Raw genomic sequence first — 18,616 nt, forward strand, 5'->3', positions numbered from 1 at the left:
GGACATGACGGGGTGTGCGAGGAGGAGAGGTGGCGACCGAGGGTGACGAGCTCGCGCTGGTGACGGCGCTGCGCGAGGACGACCCCGAGGCGCTGGCGACCCTCTTCGACAGGTACGGCGACCGCATCTACAACCACTGCTTCCGGGCCACCGGCGACTGGGCCGACGCCGAGGACGCCACGGCGTCGGTGTTCCTGGAGGTGTGGCGGCACCGCCGTCGCGTGCAGGCGCACGACGGGTCGGCGCTGCCGTGGCTGTACGGCGTGGCGACCAACGTCTGCCGCAACCTGAACCGGTCGCGGCGCCGTCGGCTCCGCGCCGTCGCGGCGCTGCCCCGGCCGGAGGTCGCACCCGACCACGCCGAGCAGGTGGTCGACCGGCTCGGGTCGTCCGCGCGGATGCGCGCGGTGCTCGACGCGATCCGCGAGCTGCCGCCGCGCGAGCAGGAGGTGCTCGGCCTCGTCGCGTGGTCGGGCCTGTCCTACGAGCAGGCGGCCGCCGCGCTCGACGTACCCGTCGGGACCGTGCGGTCCCGGCTCTCCCGGGCGCGCGCCCGGCTCACCACCCAGACGTCCCGAGGAGCCCGCGATGACTGACCCGACCCCGCCGCCCGACGAGCCGATGCCCGACCAGGCGCGCGCCCGGATCCGCGCCGAGCTGCTCGGCGCCGCCCAGGCCGAACGCCGGAGCGGGCCGCGCCGCTGGGCGATCCCGGTGCTGGCGGCCGCGGCGGTGCTGGTGGTCGCCGGAGCAGCCGGCTGGGCCGTGCGGGCCGGCAACGGCGATGGCGGTGGTGACAGCGGTGCGCCGGCGGGTGGCGCCACGTCGGCGTCCGAGTCGCCCGTGGAGTCGGCGGCGCCCAGCGAGACCCTCGGCGAGAGCATCGAGGCCAGCAAGGTGCCCGGCACCCAGGAGGACCACCGGGTCGACGTCAAGGAGCTCGGCTGCGCGGAGACCGTGACGAGCACGCTGCCGGGGGCCGAGCAGGTCGCGACGTTCCCGGACGTCGACGGCCACGCCACGTCGGTCTGGGTGCAGGGTGACCGGTTCACGGTCTGCGACGTCGTCGGCGGGATGACGACCACCCATCGTCCGCTCCCGCTCGTGCCGCGGGCCTCGCGCGAGACCTTCCGGGTCAGCTCGGCCTACCTGCCGGCGCACGGCGGCGGCTTCGAGGTCACCCGGCTCGCGGCGGGCGTGGTCCCCGACGGCGCGCCGGCGTACGCCGTCTCGTACGCGTTCCCCGACGGCGCGTCCGTGGACGCCGAGCTCACGACCGGCTCGGACGGTCGGAGGTACTGGCGGGTCCTGCACAGCCACGCCGACGACGGCGGCAACGAGACGAAGGAGCCGCCGATCACGGCGACGCTGCGACTCTCGGGCACCGAGCACGTCTACACCCTGCGCTGGGGCCTGGACACCTGCGCCCAGGCCAACCACGGCTGCTGAAGGGTGGTGCTGGCACCACCACCGATTGGGGGCCTTCCCTGATGTTGCGGAGGCGGTGGCGCCGGTTGACTTGACGTGTGAGCACGATTGCGACCTTCGTCGGCAACCAGATCAGCGCGTGGGCGACCCGGGACGGCCTCGACCTGCGCAAGCTCCGCTTCGTCCCGGGCGTCGCCAAGTATCCACTGCAGCGCGACGGCGTCGACCCGGTGCCCCGGCTCGTCGCGGCGGAGCCGGTCACCCGGCTGGTCAGCCTGTTCGGGACGGACGTCTGGCTGGTCAGCGGGTACGACGCGGCCCGGTCGGTGCTCGCCGACGGGCAGACCTACAGCAACGACCTGCGGCCGCTGGTCTCGCGCGGCGGCCGCACCGCCGCCGAGCAGATCGGTGGGCTCGGGATGACGGACCCGCCCGACCACACGACGCTGCGGCGACTCCTCACGCCCGAGTTCACCCGTCGCCGGCTGGCGCGCCTGCAGCCGAGCATCGAGCGCATCGTCGAGGAGCGGCTCGACGCGATGGCGCGGCAGCGCGGTCGGGTCGACCTGGTCGCGGAGTTCGCGTTCCCGGTGCCGTTCGAGGTGATCTGCGAGCTGCTCGGCCTCCCGGCCGGCGACCGGGCCGCCTTCCGCCGACTGGGCGTCGCCAGGTTCGACCTGAGCAAGGGCAGCGCGGGCTCGTTCGGGGCGGCCGCCGCGTCGCGCGGCTTCCTGATCGACGCCGTGGCCCGCCAGCGCCGTGACCCGGGCGACGGGCTGATCGGGGCGCTGCTGCGCGAGCACGGCGACGAGCTCGACGACACGGCGCTCGGCGGCCTGGCCGACGGCGTCTTCCTGGGCGGCTACGAGACCTCCGCCAGCATGCTCGCCCTGTCGGCGCACGTGCTGATGGAGCATCCGGACGTCCGCGCCAGGATCGTCGCCGACCCGGACGCGGTGGACGAGACGGTCGAGGAGCTGCTGCGGCACCTGACCGTCGTCCAGGTGGCGTTCCCGCGCTTCGCCCGCTTCGACCACCAGCTGTCCGGTCAGCACATCCGCCGCGGTGACGCGGTGCTCGTGTCGCTGCTGGGCGCCAACCGGGACCTTGCTCCGGACTTCGCGCCCGGACGCGACGGCGCTGGCCACCTGGCCTTCGGCCACGGCATGCACCGCTGCATCGGCGCGGAGCTCGCGCGGATGGAGCTGCGCACCGCGCTGCCGGCGCTGGCGGCGCGGTTCCCGCACCTGCGCCCGGCCACCCGGCGGCTCCGCTTCCGCAAGCTCTCGGCGGTGTACGGCGTCGACCGGCTGCCCGTGCGGCTCCGCTAACCGATCCCCAGGTCGGCGACGAGCTGGTCGACGACGTGGGCGAAGTGGGCGTCGTAGTCGAGGACGCCGCGGTACATGTGCCCGAACAGCTCGAGGCTGAGGTGGCCGAACACCGTCGACCACGCCATCAGCCACCGGACCGTGCGCTCGTCGGCGACGGGGGAGTCGAGCGCCTCGCGGACGCCGGCGAGCGCGTCGTGCTCCGCGGTCGCCACGGTGCGGGCGGGGGCGCCGAGCGGCCGGTCGGTCTCCTCGGCGGCCTGGGCCAGCCGGAGGAACGCGCCGGTCACGCGCGCCGCCGACGGGACCGTCGTCTCCGGCGCCGCGTAGCCGGGGACGGGGGAGCCGTAGAGCAGGGCGTACTCGTGCGGGTTCGCGCGCGCCCAGTCGTGGATCGCGTGGACGACGGCGCGGAAGCGGCCCGCGAGGTCGTCCCGATCCGGCACGGACCCGTCGGCCGCCTCGACCGCATCGCCCAGCTCGTCGTACGACTCGACGATGAGCGCCGTCAGCAGGTCGTCGCGGCTGGGGAAGTAGCGGTAGACCGCCGAGGACACCATGCCGACCTCGCGGGCGATGGCGCGCAACGACAGGGCCGCCGGTCCGACCTCGGCGAGGTGTCGGCGGCCCGTCTGCTGGATGGCCCGGGTGGTCTCGATGCGGTTCTCGGCGCGGGAGCGTGGCGTCACGGGACCACCATCGCACATTTCGAGAGCGGTGCTCTTGCTTTCCGGTTCGGAGTGTGTCAGCCTTCGGGAACTGAGAGCGGTGCTCTCTTCTTGAGACTCCAGGAGGAACCATGCCCGACCTGCACGTGATCGTCGGCGCCGGCCCGGTCGGCCGCGCCACCGCCATCCAGCTCGCCGGCGAGGGCCACGAGGTGCTGCTGGTCAGCCGCTCGGGGTCCGGCCCCGCGGTCCCGGGCGTACGCCGCGAGGCGGTCGACGCCGCGGACGCCGACCGGCTCACCGAGCTCACCACCGGCGCCACGGCGCTCTACAACTGCGTCAACCCGCCCAGCTACACCGTCTGGCCGACGTTCTGGCCTCCGGTCGCCGCGGCGTTCCTGACCGCCGCGCAGCGCACCGGCGCCACGCTCGTGACCGCCTCGTGCCTCTACGCCTACGGGCCGGTCGACGAGCCGATGGTCGAGGGGATGCCCGACGCCGCGACGACGAAGAAGGCGCGGATCCGCGCCCGGATGTGGGCCGAGGCGCGCGCCGCCCACGAGGCCGGCCGGATCGCCGCGGTCGAGGTGCGCGGCTCCGACTACATGGGGCCGTGGGTCGCTCCCGCCAGCGGCCAAGTCGCCCGCGTCACCGCCGCCGCGCTCGCGGGCAGGACCGTGCGGGTGATGGGCCGGCCCGACCGGCCGCACTCCTTCACCGACGTGCGCGACATGGGTCGCGCGCTGGCCGCGGTCGCCCAGGCGCCGCGCACCTGGGGCCGGGTCTGGCACGCCCCCACGAACGCCCCGCGCACCCAGGCCGAGGCGGTCGCCGACGTGTGTCGCGCCGCCGGCCGCGAGCCGGTCGCGGTCAAGCCGTTCCCGCGCTGGGTGCTGGGCGTCGGCGGCGCCGTCGTACCCGTGCTGCGCGAGCTGCGGGAGACCGAGTACCAGTTCACCCGGCCCTACGTGCTCGACTCGAGCGCGATCGCCCGCGAGCTCGGGCTCGAGCCGACGCCGTGGGCGGAGGTCTGCCGCGCGAGCGCGCTGGGGCAGCCCTCTACCCTGACGCCATGCGAGTCGGACTGACCGGTGGCATCGCCTCGGGCAAGAGCACGGTCTCGGCGATCCTGACCGAGCTCGGCGCCGTGATCATCGACGGCGACCAGCTGGCCAGAGAGGTCGTCGAGCGCGGGACGCCGGGCCTCGATCAGGTCGTCGCGGCCTTCGGTCCGGAGATCCTCACGGCGCAGGGCGACCTCGACCGCCCCAGGTTGGGGCAGATCGTCTTCAACGACGAGGCGCGGCGCAAGGTCCTGGAGGGCATCGTGCACCCGCTGGTCTTCGAGAGGTACGCCGCGCTCGAGGCCGCCGCCCCGAAGGACGCGGTCGTCGTGCACGACATCCCCCTCCTGGCCGAGTCCGGCCGCGCCGACACCTTCGACGCCGTGATCGTCGTCGAGACCCCGGCGGAGGTGCAGGTCGAGCGGATGCTCCGCGACCGCGGCTGGACCCGTGCCGACGCGGAGGCCCGGATCGCCGCCCAGGCCACCCCCGAGCAGCGCCGCGCGATCGCCACCCACCTGATCGTCAACGACGGCTCCCGCGAGGACCTGCGCACGCGGGTGGAGGAGGTCTACGCGGAGCTGGCGGGATAGCTGGCCGAAATGGTCTCGACCCGCCCGAGCGCTTCGGGCGGGTCGAGCGGCTGGCGGCCGGGTGTCAGGCTGCCAGGTCTGGGTCGCCGAGGCGGCGGAGCTTCTGGAGAGCCTCACGCTCGAGCTGGCGCACCCGCTCGGCGGAGATCCCGTGCTTCGTGCCGATGTCGGCGAGCTTGTGCTGGCGACCGTCGACGAGGCCGTAGCGGGAGCGGATGATGTCGGCCGCGCGGTCGTCGAGCTGCCCGACGAGGCGGTTGAGCCGCTCGCGGGACTCGACGTCGAGCACGGTCAGGTCGGGACCCGGCGAGGTCTCCTGGGCCATCAGGTCGCCCAGCGAGGTGTCGCCGTCCTCGTCGACCGGGGAGTCCAGCGAGACGTGCTCGCGGCCCCACGACATCAGGTCGAGGACCCGGTCGAGGTCCATGCCGAGCTCGGTGGCGATCTCCTGCGGCTCGGGGTCGCGGCCGAGCTGGCGCTCCAGGGTGCGGCGGGCGCCGCCGACCTGGTTGAGCTCCTCGACGACGTGCACGGGGAGCCGCACGACGCGCGCCTGCTGGGCGATGCCGCGGGTGATCGCCTGCCGCACCCACCAGGTCGCGTACGTCGAGAACTTGTAGCCCTTGGTGTAGTCGAACTTCTCGACCGCACGGATCAGGCCGGTGTTGCCCTCCTGGATGAGGTCCAGCATCGGCATCTGGGCGCGGCCGTACTTGCGGGCGATCGAGACCACCAGTCGCAGGTTGGCCGTGATGAACGTGTCGACCGCCTTGTGGCCCTGCTCGGCGAGCCACTCGAGCTCCTCCTGGGTCGCGGTCATCGGTGCGCCGCCCTTGCGGCGGCCGACGCGGCCCTCGGCGAGCAGGTGCTCGGCCATCAGGCCGGCTTCGATCGTCTTGGAGAGCTCCACCTCGGCGGCGGCGTCCAGCAGGGGATTGCGCGCGATCTCGTCCAGGTAGAGGCCAACGCTGTCACGACCCTCGATCTCGCGCGTGGCCGGAGCGGTTCGGGTAGCCATGGCACGCCCTCCTTCCGTTGTGGACGGCGCCGTTGCGCCCTCACACGTCTTCAACAACGTCCACGGTGACCACAGGATTCCCGCGGCAAACGTGGCTCCTTCACCCCTCACGACGTGCGGGAGGCTTGAAGAGTTGCGTCGACGGCGTACTCTCAGGGACTTCTCAGGGGAGCCCTCAGGGCGTGACCCCGGCCAGGCCCATCCGGTCGAGGATCCAGGCGAGCGTGAACGACCGGTCGTGCCAGGACTTGTACCGTCCCGACACGCCGCCGTGGCCGGCCGCCATCTCGGTGCGCAGCAGGAAGTCCCGCCGCCCGACGGCGGTCGCACGCAGCCGCGCGACCCACTTCGCGGGCTCGACGTAGAGCACCCGGGTGTCGTTGAGGGAGGTCTCGGCGAGGATCGGCGGGTAGTCGACGGCGGCGACGTTGTCGTACGGCGCGTAGCCGGCCATGTAGTCGTAGACCGCCGGGTCGGCCTCGGGATTGCCCCACTCGTCGTACTCCGTGACGGTCAGCGGCAGCGTCGCGTCGAGCATCGTCGTGAGCGCGTCGACGAAGGGCACGGCCGCCACGATGCCCGCGAACCGCTCGGGCGCCTGGTTGGCGACGGCGCCCATCAGCAGGCCGCCCGCGCTGCCGCCCTCGGCGACCAGCGTGCCGGCGGTCGTCCACCCGGTGTCGACGAGGTGGCGGGCACAGGCGACGAAGTCGGAGAACGTGTGCTGCTTGCGGAGGAGCTTGCCGTCGTCGTACCACCGCCGGCCCATCTCGCCGCCGCCACGCACGTGCGCGATCGCGAAGGCCGCGCCGCGGTCGAGCAGCGCGAGCCGCGCGATCGAGAAGTAGGGGTCGATCGAGGTCTCGTAGGCGCCGTACCCGTAGAGCAGGGTCGGCACCGGCCGGGTGCCGCCGCCCACGTCCTCGCGCGATCCGCGCCTCGCCACGATCGAGATCGGGACCCGCTCCCCGTCGTCGGCGGTCGCCCAGAGGCGGTGCTCCTCGTAGTCGTCGGGGTCGTAGCCGCCGAGGACGGGGGTGCGCCGCAGCAGGGTCAGCTCGCGGGTGCGGACGTCGTAGTCGTAGACCGACGAGGGCACCGCCATCGTCGTGTAGCCCAGGCGCACGACCGGCTGCCGGAAGCCGGGGTTGCCGGCCGAGCCGACGGTGTAGACCGCGTGGTCGAACTCGACGAGGTAGTCGTCGCCGAGCCCCTCGGGACCGAGCTCGAGGATGCGCAGCTGGGTGAGGCCGTCGCTGCGCTGGTGCACGACGAGGTGGCCGGCGAAGGCGTCGACGTCCTCGAGGCGGACGGCGGGGTCGTGGGGGATGAGCGGACGCCAGTCGCCGGGCGGGGTCGGCGCCACCGGGGCGGTCGACAGCTCGAAGTCCGCGCCGGTGTGGTTGTGCATGACCAGGAAGAGGTCCTCGCCGCCGATGACGGCGTGGTCGAGGGAGTACTCGAGCCCCTCGCGGCGCTCGGCGAAGACACGCCAGCCGGCGTCGGGGGAGTCGGCGTCGAGGAAGCGGTACTCGCTCGTGGTCTTCGAGCCGGCGGCGACGACCAGGAACCGGTCGCTGCGGGTGCGGCCGACGCCGACCCAGAACCGGCCGTCGGTCTCGTGGTGGACCAGCTCGTCGTCGGCCTGCGTCGTGCCGAGCCGGTGCCGCCAGATCTTGTCGGCGCGCCAGGACTCGTCGGTGGTCGTGTAGTAGAAGTTCTCGCCGGCACGGTCCCAGGTCGCGCCACCCAGCACGCCGGTGATCTCGTCGCCGAGCAGGTCGCCGGTGGTCAGGTCCTTCACGCGGATCGTGTAGCGCTCGTCGCCCACGACGTCGGTCGAGTACGCGAGCAGGTTGCCGTCGGGGCTGACCGACGACCCGCCGAGCGAGAAGAACTCGTGGCCCTGCGCGAGCGCGTCGAGGTCGAGCACCACCTGCTCGCCGGGGAGGGCCGGTCGGTCCGGGGCGGTGTCCTCGGCCGGCCGGGGCGGGGTCCAGTCGTCGGGGTCGGTGACGGGGACGCGGCAGCTCGCGCCGTACTCGCGGCCCTCGAAGGAGCGCCCGTAGTACCAGTAGCCCCGGTTGCGGGTCGGCACCGACAGGTCGGTCTCGCGGGTGCGGGCCTTGATGCCGTCGAAGATGGCCCGGCGGAGGTCGGCGAGGTGGGAGGTCTGCTCCTGGGTGTGGGCGTTCTCGGCCTCGAGGTAGGCGACCACCTCGGGCGACTCCTTGTCGCGCAGCCACTCGTAGTCGTCGGTGCGGGTGTGGCCGTGGATCTCGGTGCTCGTGGGTCGTCGGTCGGCGACGGGCGGCTGCATGCCGCGACGATAGCGTCGGGTGCATGGCACCGCGGACAGTGGATCTGAACGCCGATCTCGGGGAGGAGGTCACCGACGACGCCGCCCTGCTCGCGGTGGTGACCAGCGCCAACGTCGCGTGCGGCTACCACGCGGGCAACGCCGCGATCATGCGTGCGGTGTGCGCGGACGCCGCCCGGCTCGGGGTGGCGGTCGGTGCGCAGGTGTCCTACGACGACCGGGAGCACTTCGGACGGGTCGCGCGTGACGTCTCCTACGACGTGCTCCGCAACCAGGTCGCCGACCAGGTCGGCACGCTGGCGGAGATCGCCGCCGCGGCGGGTACGGCGGTGCGCTACGTCAAGCCGCACGGCGCGCTCTACCACCGGGTGATCGACGACGACGAGCAGGCCGCGGCGGTGCTGGCCGGGTCGGCGGACCTGCCGGTGCTCGGCATGCCCGGGGCGTTCCTGCGGCGCGCGGTGCGCGCCGGGCGCGCCGCCTTCCGGGAGGGGTTCCCCGACCGGGGCTACACGCCCGACGGGCGCCTGGTGCTGCGCTCGGAGCCGGGGGCGCTCGTCGAGGAGGAGGACCGGATCGTCGCCCAGGCGGTGTCGTTGGCCGCCGACGTCGACTCCCTGTGCCTGCACGGCGACAGCCCCGGTGCGGTCGACCACGCCCGCGGCGTACGGGCCGCCCTCGAGGACGCCGGGGTGGTGCTGCGCGCGTTCGTGTGAGCCGTCCACAGGTTGCTCCACAGGTCTGGACCGACGGGTGTGCACTGTGTGCTCCTGTGGTGGATGGCCGGGCAGGACCTGTGGATGGCGCTGTGGACTCCGCGGACCCCCTTGCCGGGTGTGACCCGGGCCACGTAGAACTCTCCTCACCAGCCGACCGGCAACGGAGGGCTGGGGATCGGACAGGCACGAAGGTCCGCACCGCGGGGCAGCCCGCAGCGTCCGCCCGGTGACGGGGCGGCGGGACCGGAGGACCTGACCGGTGGGCCGGACGTCACCTACCCGGCCGAGCGAGGGCCCCCGGTGCTCATACCACCGGGGGCCCATCCGCATCTCCGCCCGGCGCGGACCACACTGATCCCATGCACCTGCGACCGGTCGGCGCCACGGCGCTCCTCGTCGAGGTGGCCGGGCCGGCCCAGGCGCTCGCCCTCGCCACGTGGGCGCGCGCGGCGCGGGTCGAGGCGGTCGAGGTCGTCCCGGCGGCGGAGAGCGTGCTCTTCGACGGCGTGCCCGACGTCGAGGCACTCGGCGCGCTGCTGCGCGGGTGGACGCCGACGTCGGAGACGCCGGTCGGCGAGCTGGTCGAGGTGCCCGTCACCTACGACGGGGCGGACCTGGCCTTCGTCGCCGACGCGTGGGGCACCGACGTCGCCGGGCTGGTCGCCCGGCACACCGGGCTGGAGTTCGTCTCCGCGTTCTGCGGGTTCGCTCCGGGGTTCGCGTACCTCGACGGGCTGCCCGCCGAGCTCGCCGTGCCCCGGCTGGACTCACCGCGTCCGCGGGTGCCGGCGGGCTCGGTCGGGCTGGCCGGCCGGTGGTGCGGCACCTACCCGACGGCGTCGCCGGGCGGCTGGCGGCTGCTCGGCCGCACCGACGCACCGCTGTGGGACCCGTCCCGAGACCGGCCGGCGCTGCTGGCGCCCGGCACCCGGGTCAGGTTCGTGGCGGCATGAGTCTCCACGTGCTCGCGACCGGTCCGCTCGTCACCGTCCAGGACCGGGGCCGCCTGGGGCTCGCCCATCTCGGCGTCCCGCGCGCGGGTGCGCTCGACGTGCCCGCGGCAGAGCTGGCCAACCGCCTGGTGGGCAACGCCGCCGACGCCGCGGTGCTGGAGGTGCTGCTCGGTGGGCTGTCCCTGCGGGCCGACGCGGGCTGCTGGGTGGCGGTGACCGGCGCGCCGGTGCCGCTGGACATCGCCGGCTCGGCCCGCGCGCACGCCCGGGCACACGCTCGGGCGGAGTGGCTGGCGACCGGCGAGACCCTCACGCTGGGTACGCCGACGAGCGGGCTGCGCAGCTACGTCGCCGTCAGTGGCGGCGTGGACGTCCCGCCGGTCCTCGGCTCGCGCTCGACGGACACGCTGGCGTGGGTGGGGCCGCCCCGGGTCGAGTCGGGCACGGTGCTGCCGGTCGGGCGTCCTCGCGGCGCACCGCGACCGCTGGACACTCCCCGCGCCCCGCGCCGCGGTGCGCTGCGGGTGACGGCCGGGCCGCGGGCCGACTGGTTCGACGACGACGCGCTGGACCGGCTGTGCGCCACGCCGTACGTCGTCTCGGCGGACTCGGACCGGATCGGCCTGCGCCTCGACGGGCCGGCGCTGCCGCGGCGACGCACCGACGAGCCGGTCAGCGAGGGGATGGTGCTCGGCGCGGTGCAGGTGCCGCCGAGCGGGGTGCCGGTCGTCTTCCTCGCCGACCACCCGCCGACCGGCGGCTACCCGGTGCTCGCCCTCGTCGACGAGGCCGACCTGTGGCAGTGCGCGCAGCTGCGGCCGGGGGAGGACCTGCGGTTCACCCGTCGTCGGGGGTCGCCGGCCGCCACGCCGTGAGTGCGGGGTCGTCGTCGGGGTAGCTGCGCACGGGGCCGGCCGGCGACTCCGCGGTCTCGAAGCGGACCGTGACGACCCCGCGTCCCGCTCCCCACACCCAACCGCGACCCATCTCGGCGTGCACGACGTCCATCCCGGGCGACCAGGTGCGCCGCGAGTGGTGCGGCACCGCGACCTCGGGCAGCTCCTCGTCGTCCTGCTCGGTCTCGCCGAAGAGGTCCTCCTGCACCCAGTCGGCGAGCCCCGACACGCCGACACCCAGCAGCCGCACGCCGCCCGAGGTGTCGAGGTCGCCCAGCAGCGAGCGCGCCAGCCGGGCGATCGTCGCCGGCACGTCGGTGGGCGAGGGCAGGGTGGTCGACCGGCTCAGCGTCGTGAAGTCGTGCATTCGCACCTTGATGGTGACCGTCCGCCCCGACAGCCCGGCCTTGCGCAGCCGCCGGGCGACGTCGGCGGCCTGCCGGGCCAGGAGCTGCTCCATCAGGCGGCGATCGGTGAGGTCGTGGTCGTAGGTGCCCTCGACGCTGACCGACTTCGCCTCGCGCTCGGCGACCACCGGGCGATCGTCCTGGGCCCGCGCCAGCGCGAAGAGCCAGTGGCCCGAGGCGTTGCCCAGCAGCCGGACCAGCTCGTCCTCGCTCAGCGTCTCGAGCTCCGCGATCGTGTGCACGCCCACGCGGCGCAGGCGCTCGGACGTCGCCGGACCGACGCCGGGGATCACCGACACCTTCATCGGTCGCAACAGGTCGCGCTCGGTGCCCGGCGCGACCACGACGAGGCCGTCGGGCTTGTCGAGGTCGCTGGCGACCTTCGCGATGAACTTCGACGTCCCGATGCCGACCGAGGCGGTCAGCCCGCCCGTCGCCGCGACGACCCGGGCGCGCAGCTCCTCGGCGAAGGCCGTCACGCCCGCCACCGACAGCTGACCCAGCACCGGGTGTGCGTCCCGGTCGACCGCCGCGAGGTCGACGAACGCCTCGTCCAGCGACAGCGGCTCGACCAGGGGCGAGACCGACCGCAGCAGGCCCATCACCTGCTCGCTGGTCTCCCGGTAGGCGTGGAAGCGGCCACTGAGGAACGCGGCGTGCGGGCATCGCGACCGCGCCTCCCTGGTCGACATCGCCGAGCGGACGCCGTACTTCCTCGCTTCGTACGACGCGGTCGACACGACGCCCCGACCGCCGACGCCGCCCACGACGACCGGCTTGCCCCGCAACGACGGCTTGTCGCGCTGCTCGACGGCGGCGAAGAACGCGTCGAGATCGAGGTGCAGCACCGACGCAACCGCTCGCACCCGCGCAACCTATCGCGGGGCGCCGACGTCGGTCCGCCGGCCCGCTTTGCGCCCACACACGCGTCTCCGACCGGCTTCTCCACAGCTGCCTGCGCCAGCGGTCTCCGACGTCGGACGCAGCGGGGACCGTCGTGGCATGACCGCAGACCGTGCCGCCCATCCCGACGACCAGCCCGACGACCAGCTCGACGTCCAGCCCGACGTCCAGCCCGACGTCCAGCCCGACGACCAGCCCGACGACCGGCCGGGACCGATCCCCATGACCGCCCACAGTCCCGAGGACGTGCTGGCCGTCGTGCCAGTGGTGCTCGGGTTCGAGCCGTCCGAGTCGATGGTGATGCTCACCTTCGGCGCCGACCCACCCTTCCACGCCCGCGTCGACCTGCCGACGCGGTTCTGTGACGTCACCGACATGGCGAGGATGCTCGCGGAGCCGGCTCGCGAGCACGGCGCTCCGCACGCGTTCCTCGTCGTCTACAGCGCGCGGGGCCCGTTCGCCGACCGGGCGCTGCGGGCCACGGCCCGGGTGCTCGCCGACGTCGGCGTCGAGGTCATGGCCGGCCTGCGCGCCGACGGGCGCCGCTGGTACGCCGTGCCGTCCCGCTCCGACGTGTCCTACCTGGGGGTGCCCTACGACCTGTCCGCGCACCGGTTCGCCGCCCAGGCCGTCTTCGAGGGGCGGGTCCTGCACTCCTCCAGGCAGGAGCTCGCGGCGTCGATCGCCCCGGACACCGGCCGGGTCGGCCGCGTGGTCGCCGCGCTGGCCGCGCTGACGGGCGAGCCGGCGCCCGCGCTCGAGGAAGGACTCTGGGCGCGCGAGCTCGTGGTGCGTCATGTCGCACAGTCGACGTGCCTCGACGACCACGAGGTCGCCCGGCTGCTGCGCGGCATGCTCGACGTCCGGGTGCGCGACGCCGCGTGGTCGCCGCTGCACCGCGCCCGGGCCCGCGAGCACGTCGAGGTCTGGTCCGACGTCGTCCGTCGGGCGCCGGACCCGCTGGTGCCGGCGCCGGCCGCCCTGCTGGGCTTCGCCGCCTGGCAGGCCGGCCACGGCGCGCTCGCCTGGTGTGCGGTCGACCGCTGCCTCGAGGTCGATCCCGACTACTCGCTGGCCAACCTGGTCGCGGAGCTGCTCACCCGGGCCGTGCCGCCGCAGACCTGGGAGGGCGACTTCGACTGGACCATGGGCATGTCGCAGGACGTGTCCCAGGACGCGTCGCAGGACGTGTCGGAGGGCATGTCGCCGCCGGGGGAGGGGTAGTGCTCCGCCATGGGCAGGGTGCGCACGGTCGGCGTCGAGGAGGAGCTGCTGCTCTTCGACCCGGCGACGCGCGAGGTGGCCGCGGCCGCACCCGCGGTCCTCAAGGAGTTCCGCGAGCACGGGCGCGGCCGACGGCCGCCGCGCGCGGCGACCGACGAGCTCGACCAGGAGCTCTTCCGCCACCAGCTCGAGACGCGCACCGATCCCGAGACGGACCTCGACGCCGTCCTCGCCCAGCTCGTGGCGGGCCGGCGCACGGCCGGGGACGCCGCGCGGGCCGCGGACCTCCGGGTCGGCGCGTGCGGGATCGTGCCGCTGGGCGGCGACCGCTCGGTGGTGAGCCCCAACGACCGCTACCGCGACATGGTCGACACCTACGGCGAGGTCGCCCGCACCGGGGGGACGTGCGGCATGCACGTCCACACCCAGATCGAGTCCGACGACGAGGGCGTGGCCGTGATCGACCGGATCGCGCCCTGGCTGCCGGTGCTGCTCGCGCTGAGCGCCAACTCGCCGTTCGCGGAGGGACGCGACTCCGGCTACGCGTCCTGGCGTGCGCAGGTGTGGTCGCGGTGGCCGAGCGCCGGGCAGACCGAGGCGTTCGGCTCGGTCGAGGGCTATCGCGAGGTCAGCCGGATGCTGGTCGAGACCGGGGCGGCCCGCGACGCGGGGATGCTCTACTTCGACGCTCGGCTCTCCGAGGGGCAGCCGACCGTGGAGGTGCGCGTGTGCGACGTCTGCACCGATCCGATGCGTGCCGTCTGGATCGTGGCCCTGGTCCGGGGCCTCGTGGAGACCGCCGCCGCGGACCGCGAGGACGGCCGATCGCTGCCCCACTGGCGTCCCGAGGCGCTGCGAGCCGCGCACTGGCGCGCCGCCAGGTTCGGCATGTCCGACGCGCTCGTCGACCCGCGGACCCGGCGGCTCGCACCCGCACGCGAGGTCGTCGGGTCGCTCGTCGACCACGTGCGCCCCGCCCTGGACGCGAGCGGCGACCTCGGCCGGGTCGAGGGGATGCTCGAGCGGGGCGTCGGCGACAACGGCGCGACCCGCCAGCGAGCCGCCTACGAGCGCCACGGCGATGTGGCGGCAGTCGTCGACGACCTGATCGCCCGCACCGAGGGCTCCTGGCAGACCCCCGGGAAGCTCTAAGGTCTGGTCATGGGCGAAGAGGTGGAAGCTCAGGAGTTCTCCCGCGCCGACCGGACCCGCCACCGGGAGAAGGTGCGCCGCAACCTCGACGTCTTCGCCCGGATGCTGCGCGAGGCGCGCTTCGACACCGACGACCCGATGACCGGCCTGGAGGTCGAGCTCAACCTGGTCGACGAGGCCGGAGACCCGGCGCTCCGGAACGCCGAGGCCCTGGCGGCGATCGCCGACGAGGACTTCCAGACCGAGCTGGGCCAGTTCAACATCGAGATCAACGTGCCGCCGGCGAAGCTGCGCGAGGGCGGGCTGACGACGTTCGAGGGCAGCCTGCGGCGCAGCCTCAACGACGCCGAGTCGAAGTCCGCGGCCGTCGGCGCCCACATGGTGATGATCGGGATCCTGCCGACGCTCGCCGAGGGACACATGAGCGTCGACAGCCTCAGCGCGAACCCCCGCTACATGCTGCTCAGCGAGCAGATCCTCAACGCCCGCGGCGAGGACATCACGATCACGATCGACGGCTCCGAACGCCTGCGCACGACGGCCGACTCGATCGTGCCCGAGGCCGCGTGCACGAGCACCCAGTTCCACGTGCAGACCTCGCCCGACCAGTTCGCGGCGTACTGGAACGCCTCCCAGGCGATCGCAGCGGTGCAGGTCGCACTGGCGGCGAACTCGCCCTACCTGCTCGGTCGGGAGCTGTGGCGCGAGACCCGGATCCCGCTCTTCGAGCAGGCCACCGACACGCGCAGCGAGGAGCTGAAGGCCCAGGGCGTGCGGCCGCGCGTGTGGTTCGGCGAGCGGTGGATCACGACGGTCTTCGACCTGTTCGAGGAGAACGTGCGCTACTTCCCGGCGCTGCTGCCGGTCGACGACGAGGAGGACCCGCTCGCGGTGCTCGAGGGTGGGGGCACCCCGAAGCTCGCCGAGCTGCGGCTGCACAACGGCACCATCTATCGCTGGAACCGCCCGGTCTACGACGTCGCCGACGGGGTGCCCCACCTGCGGGTGGAGAACCGGCTGCTCGCCGCGGGGCCGACGGTCGCCGACACGATGGCCAACGCGGCGTTCTACTTCGGTCTGGTGCGGGCCCTGGCCGAGAGCGAGCGCCCGCTGTGGTCGCAGATGTCGTTCAGCGCGGCGGAGGAGAACTTCCACGTCGCGGCCCGGCAGGGCATCGACGCCCAGGTCTACTGGCCCGGTGTGGGTCAGGTGCGGGCGACCGAGCTGGTGCTGCGCCGGCTGCTGCCCCTGGCGCGGGAGGGGCTCGCCTCGTGGGGTGCGTCGACCGCCGAGAGCGACCGCCTGCTCGGGATCATCGAGGAGCGCTGCCTGCGCGGCACCAACGGCGCGGAGTGGCTCGTCGGCCGGGTGCGGGCCGAGGGGGAGCGGGACCGCTACGACGCGCTGCGCGCGGCCCTGCTCGAGTACCGGGAGCGCATGCACACCAACGACCCGGTCCACACCTGGGACTGACCGGCCCTCAGCGCTGCCGCAGCCGCTTCCACTCACGGCGTACGCCGGAGCGCGGGTCCAGCCAGCCGTGCCGGTTCACCACGACGAGGGTGAGGTCGACCCCGGCCTCGCCGGTGGCCGCGCGGGCCGCGGCGAGCCACGCGAGGTCGACGTCCTCGACCTCCAACGGCCCGGGCCGGGTCAGCCAGAGCATCGGGACGGCGCCCGTGACGGGCGCGTGCCTGCGGGCCGTGCGCAGCATCGCGGCGACGACGTCGCAGCGCAGCGTGTGGTCGAGCACGTCTCCGGCCTCGACGGCGAACACCTCCTCCCGCGCGCCCGGCCAGCCCACGTGCAGCAGGGGCGGGTGCACGCGCCGCTTCTCGCGCTGCGCGTGGTCGAGCACGGCCCGGCGCAGCACCGTGGTCAACGGCGGACCCACCGGCTCACGGATGCCGTCGGTGCTGCTCGCGCGGACGCTCATGCGGGGTCTCCCGTCGTCGGTGTCCAGCCTCACCCGCGACGTCGTCGTCACGCAGGCGTCGTCCACAGGCATGCGTGCCCGACTCCGGATCGGCTACGGTGCCCGTGGGCCACCGGCCCGAACTCGGCGGGACCCGATATCTGAGCTGTGGAGGATCGATGGGCAAGGTCGTCGTGGGCTACGTGCCCAAGCCGGAGGGTGAGGCCGCGCTCCGCACGGCCGTGGCGGAGGCCCGGCTCCGCGGCGCCAGCCTGGTCGTCGTGAACTCCCACCGCGGCGGCGCCGACTTCGACGCCGACGCCTCCACCCAGGTCGACCGCGAGATGAGCGCCGTCCGCAAGACGCTCGACGGGTCGGGGGTCGAGTACGAGATCCGCCAGCTGGTCCGCGGGTTCGAGCCGGCCGAGGACCTGATCAGCATCGCCGAGGCCAGCCGGGCCGAGCTGATCGTGATCGGGCTGCGGCGCCGTTCGCCGGTCGGCAAGCTGATCCTCGGCAGCAACGCCCAACGCGTCCTCCTCGACGCCCACTGCCCCGTGCTCGCCGTGAAGGCCGACTGACGCTCGCATGGCCACGATCCACATCACCGGCGACGAGCACGCCGACCAGGTCCTGACCGACGACCCGTTCGCGCTGCTGGTCGGCATGATGCTCGACCAGCAGTACCCGATGGAGCACGCGTTCCGGGGGCCCGCGAAGGTGCTCGACCGTCTCGGCACCCTCTCGCCCGCGCAGATCGCGAGCGCCGACCCCGAGCAGTTCGCGGCGCTGTGCACGACGCCGCCGGCGATCCACCGCTTCCCCGGCTCGATGGCCGCGCGCCTGCAGACCCTCGCCGCCCTGGTCGAGGAGAGGTACGACGGGCACGCCGAGCGGATCTGGACCGAGGCGGCCGACGGCAGGGACCTGCTGAAGCGGATGATGGAGCTGCCGGGCTTCGGCAAGCAGAAGGCACAGATCTTCGTGGCGCTGCTGGCCAAGCAGCTCGACGTGCGGCCCGCGGGCTGGGAGGCAGCGGTCGGCGCGTACGCCGAGGAGGGCTACCGCTCCGTCGCCGACGTCGTCGACCCGGTCAGCCTGCAGAAGGTGCGCGACTACAAGAAGCAGAAGAAGGCCGCGGCGAAGGCGGCCGCGGCCACGTGAGGGACGGCGTCGTCACCGGGCCCGGGATGCGTCTCATGCTCCGAGCTCGACCTGGCGCTTGAGCAGCTCTGCCGCGTTGCGCAGCGAGACGATGTCGCCGACGAGCCGGTGCATCTCGGCGCGGCACTCCCGCATGAGCGGGTTCCCCGGCCCCTCCGCGGAGCGCAGGTGGTCCTGCAGCGCCGACGCGTGCTGCAGGGCCGTCGCGGCCGATCGGTCGACGAGCTCGACAACGTCCATGCTCTACCCCCAGTAGGCCCATCCCGGCGCACGCGCCGGACTCCCCCCGGTCCACCTGCCCGATCAGGCCTCCCAGAAATCCATTGAGACACTACTTGCGTGCAGGTGCGGGCGAATGGCCCCGAGGGACGGCCGATTTACCCGACTTGGGGGACGGTCGCGACCTTCCGGCGGCCGACGAAATATGGTCGGGTGTTGTCGGATTCAGGGATGCCTCCCCGGTCCGCACACCGGCGGCGTGGCTCGACCGCCGGATCCCCCCGACACACCGAGCCGCGAAGGAGTGCCGAGTGCACATGGTCAACGTCCTCACCGTCTCGTCGGGCCTGCCCATGGCGCTCAAGGACGCGCTGCTGACTCGCGCGGAGGCGGTCCTCAACGACCACGGCGCGTCGCGGATCTGGATCGACCCGGCGCAGCCGGGGACGACCGTGCTGGCCGAGTTCCCGGCCGCGCCGGCGTCGGTGGTGGGTGACCTCGTCGGCGGCGTCCCGGCCTGACGTTCCGGCCAGACGTTCCGGCCAGACGTTTTGGCCAGACGTTTTGGCCAGACGGGTGGGGATTGCCGGATCCGCTGGGGGCGCGTGGCAGAATGGTCGACGCGGCTCTTGACGACACCGG

General features: G+C 73.9%; 20 protein-coding genes. 14 read left to right on the forward strand and 6 right to left on the reverse strand.

From position 1 onward, the window contains the following. The first annotated feature begins 29 nt into the window (after positions 1–29). The 3 genes from PZ894_RS06205 (at position 30) to PZ894_RS06215 (ending at position 2,759) form a co-directional block, all read left to right on the forward strand. Positions 30–596 carry an RNA polymerase sigma factor gene (locus tag PZ894_RS06205; protein ID WP_275743525.1) on the forward strand — a complete coding sequence of 189 codons (567 nt, stop codon included), beginning with the start codon at positions 30–32 and terminating at the stop codon, positions 594–596. Continuing rightward, positions 589–1,449 carry a hypothetical protein gene (locus PZ894_RS06210; RefSeq protein ID WP_275743527.1) on the forward strand — a complete coding sequence of 287 codons (861 nt, stop codon included), beginning with the start codon at positions 589–591 and terminating at the stop codon, positions 1,447–1,449. Before PZ894_RS06205 ends, PZ894_RS06210 begins: the two co-directional genes overlap by 8 nt. 77 nt (positions 1,450–1,526) lie before the next feature. After that, positions 1,527–2,759, forward strand: coding sequence for a cytochrome P450 (locus PZ894_RS06215; protein WP_275743529.1), 1,233 nt, complete (start codon positions 1,527–1,529; stop codon positions 2,757–2,759). On the opposite strand, the gene PZ894_RS06220 is transcribed toward PZ894_RS06215, so the two are convergent. Then, complete coding sequence (locus PZ894_RS06220) at positions 2,756–3,448, reverse strand: TetR/AcrR family transcriptional regulator (protein WP_275743531.1); 693 nt, start codon at positions 3,446–3,448, stop codon at positions 2,756–2,758. The two genes, PZ894_RS06215 and PZ894_RS06220, sit on opposite strands and share 4 nt — an antisense overlap. 110 nt (positions 3,449–3,558) lie before the next feature. On the opposite strand from PZ894_RS06220, the gene PZ894_RS06225 reads away from it, so the two are divergent. Both PZ894_RS06225 and coaE read left to right on the forward strand, forming a co-directional pair. Next, a complete protein-coding gene (locus PZ894_RS06225; RefSeq protein WP_275743533.1) occupies positions 3,559–4,515 on the forward strand; it encodes an NAD-dependent epimerase/dehydratase family protein in 957 nt (318 codons plus the stop codon). After that, positions 4,500–5,084: a dephospho-CoA kinase gene (gene coaE / locus PZ894_RS06230; protein ID WP_275743535.1), complete on the forward strand. Its 585-nt coding sequence runs from the start codon at positions 4,500–4,502 to the stop codon at positions 5,082–5,084. Before PZ894_RS06225 ends, coaE begins: the two co-directional genes overlap by 16 nt. 64 nt (positions 5,085–5,148) lie before the next feature. Here coaE and PZ894_RS06235 read toward each other — a convergent pair whose 3' ends face one another. Both PZ894_RS06235 and PZ894_RS06240 read right to left on the reverse strand, forming a co-directional pair. Beyond that, entirely contained in the window at positions 5,149–6,102 is a 954-nt protein-coding gene (locus PZ894_RS06235; RefSeq protein WP_275743537.1) for a sigma-70 family RNA polymerase sigma factor, read from the reverse strand. A gap of 175 nt (positions 6,103–6,277) precedes the next feature. After that, the gene (locus PZ894_RS06240) at positions 6,278–8,422 is read right to left on the reverse strand and encodes a S9 family peptidase (RefSeq protein WP_275743539.1); all 2,145 of its coding nucleotides are present in this window, start codon (positions 8,420–8,422) and stop codon (positions 6,278–6,280) included. A 23-nt stretch (positions 8,423–8,445) separates the two neighbouring features. On the opposite strand from PZ894_RS06240, the gene PZ894_RS06245 reads away from it, so the two are divergent. The 3 genes from PZ894_RS06245 to PZ894_RS06255 all read left to right on the forward strand — a co-directional run bounded on the left by PZ894_RS06245 (position 8,446) and on the right by PZ894_RS06255 (position 10,969). Then, entirely contained in the window at positions 8,446–9,138 is a 693-nt protein-coding gene (locus PZ894_RS06245) for a 5-oxoprolinase subunit PxpA (protein WP_275743541.1), read from the forward strand. A 362-nt stretch (positions 9,139–9,500) separates the two neighbouring features. Beyond that, positions 9,501–10,094: an allophanate hydrolase subunit 1 gene (locus tag PZ894_RS06250; RefSeq protein WP_275743543.1), complete on the forward strand. Its 594-nt coding sequence runs from the start codon at positions 9,501–9,503 to the stop codon at positions 10,092–10,094. Continuing rightward, on the forward strand, positions 10,091–10,969 hold the full coding sequence (locus PZ894_RS06255) for a biotin-dependent carboxyltransferase family protein (RefSeq protein WP_275743545.1): 879 nt from the start codon (positions 10,091–10,093) through the stop codon (positions 10,967–10,969). Before PZ894_RS06250 ends, PZ894_RS06255 begins: the two co-directional genes overlap by 4 nt. On the opposite strand, the gene PZ894_RS06260 is transcribed toward PZ894_RS06255, so the two are convergent. Next, positions 10,932–12,263, reverse strand: coding sequence for a DNA polymerase IV (locus tag PZ894_RS06260; RefSeq protein ID WP_275743547.1), 1,332 nt, complete (start codon positions 12,261–12,263; stop codon positions 10,932–10,934). The genes PZ894_RS06255 and PZ894_RS06260 overlap by 38 nt on opposite strands. A gap of 136 nt (positions 12,264–12,399) precedes the next feature. Between PZ894_RS06260 and PZ894_RS06265 the strand changes: the two genes are divergently transcribed. Genes PZ894_RS06265 through PZ894_RS06275 form a run of 3 tightly spaced genes read left to right on the forward strand, consistent with a single transcriptional unit; the run spans position 12,400 to position 16,149 of the window. Then, positions 12,400–13,524 carry a DUF4192 domain-containing protein gene (locus tag PZ894_RS06265; protein WP_275743549.1) on the forward strand — a complete coding sequence of 375 codons (1,125 nt, stop codon included), beginning with the start codon at positions 12,400–12,402 and terminating at the stop codon, positions 13,522–13,524. 9 nt (positions 13,525–13,533) lie between these two features. Then, complete coding sequence (locus tag PZ894_RS06270; RefSeq protein ID WP_275743551.1) at positions 13,534–14,676, forward strand: glutamate--cysteine ligase; 1,143 nt, start codon at positions 13,534–13,536, stop codon at positions 14,674–14,676. Positions 14,677–14,685: 9 nt separating this feature from the next. Further along, positions 14,686–16,149 (forward strand): glutamate-cysteine ligase family protein, encoded by a 1,464-nt coding sequence (locus PZ894_RS06275; protein ID WP_275743553.1) that lies wholly within the window; start codon positions 14,686–14,688, stop codon positions 16,147–16,149. 7 nt (positions 16,150–16,156) lie between these two features. Here the strand turns inward: PZ894_RS06275 and PZ894_RS06280 are convergent, their stop codons facing one another. Further along, entirely contained in the window at positions 16,157–16,612 is a 456-nt protein-coding gene (locus tag PZ894_RS06280; RefSeq protein ID WP_275743555.1) for a hypothetical protein, read from the reverse strand. Positions 16,613–16,770: 158 nt separating this feature from the next. Here PZ894_RS06280 and PZ894_RS06285 point away from each other — a divergent pair, with 158 nt between their 5' ends. Further along, a complete protein-coding gene (locus tag PZ894_RS06285) occupies positions 16,771–17,172 on the forward strand; it encodes a universal stress protein (RefSeq protein ID WP_275743557.1) in 402 nt (133 codons plus the stop codon). A gap of 7 nt (positions 17,173–17,179) precedes the next feature. After that, positions 17,180–17,755, forward strand: a complete 576-nt coding sequence (locus PZ894_RS06290; RefSeq protein ID WP_275743559.1) for an HhH-GPD-type base excision DNA repair protein — start codon at positions 17,180–17,182, stop codon at positions 17,753–17,755. A 33-nt stretch (positions 17,756–17,788) separates the two neighbouring features. Here the strand turns inward: PZ894_RS06290 and PZ894_RS06295 are convergent, their stop codons facing one another. Beyond that, the gene (locus PZ894_RS06295; RefSeq protein WP_275743561.1) at positions 17,789–17,995 is read right to left on the reverse strand and encodes a hypothetical protein; all 207 of its coding nucleotides are present in this window, start codon (positions 17,993–17,995) and stop codon (positions 17,789–17,791) included. Positions 17,996–18,285: 290 nt separating this feature from the next. Here PZ894_RS06295 and PZ894_RS06300 point away from each other — a divergent pair, with 290 nt between their 5' ends. Further along, positions 18,286–18,495: a hypothetical protein gene (locus PZ894_RS06300; protein ID WP_275743563.1), complete on the forward strand. Its 210-nt coding sequence runs from the start codon at positions 18,286–18,288 to the stop codon at positions 18,493–18,495. Positions 18,496–18,616 lie beyond the last annotated feature (121 nt).

Origin of the sequence: Nocardioides sp. YIM 152315 (assembly GCF_029210375.1) — a bacterium.
Lineage (GTDB): Bacteria > Actinomycetota > Actinomycetes > Propionibacteriales > Nocardioidaceae > Nocardioides.